1 protein-coding gene is annotated in these 380 nt (G+C 52.4%); it reads left to right on the forward strand.

The window, feature by feature from the left end:
* Positions 1-380: CbiX/SirB N-terminal domain-containing protein (locus tag SB773_RS30335; protein ID WP_410593903.1), on the forward strand; the 380-nt coding region annotated here is incomplete at both ends.

Genomic DNA, 380 nt, shown 5'->3' on the forward strand with positions numbered 1-380 from the left:
GTTCATCTATGGACGCCCGATTGGCATTCATGATGAAGTGATCAACATTTTGACGACGCGTATGGAGGAAGCGGGCTTTGCTTCCGGTGAGGAGCATGAGGATCTGGCTGTGCTCGTGATCGGACGCGGAAGCAGTGACGCAGACGCCAACAGCGATATTTACAAAATGTCCCGACTGTTCTGGGAGCGCTACAAGGCAAAATGGGTCGAGACGGCATTCATGGGTGTGACCTATCCGCTCTATGATGAGGGAGTCGAGCGCTGCCTAAAACTGGGGGCAAAACGCATCGTGCTGCTGCCGTATTTCCTGTTTACGGGCGTATTGATCAAACGAATGAGCGATCAGCTCGAAAAATTCCGTGAGCAATACCCAGATGCAC

Source organism: Bacillus sp. SIMBA_074 (genome assembly GCF_046534555.1).
GTDB classification, from domain to species: Bacteria; Bacillota; Bacilli; order Bacillales; family Bacillaceae_G; genus Bacillus_A; species Bacillus_A mycoides.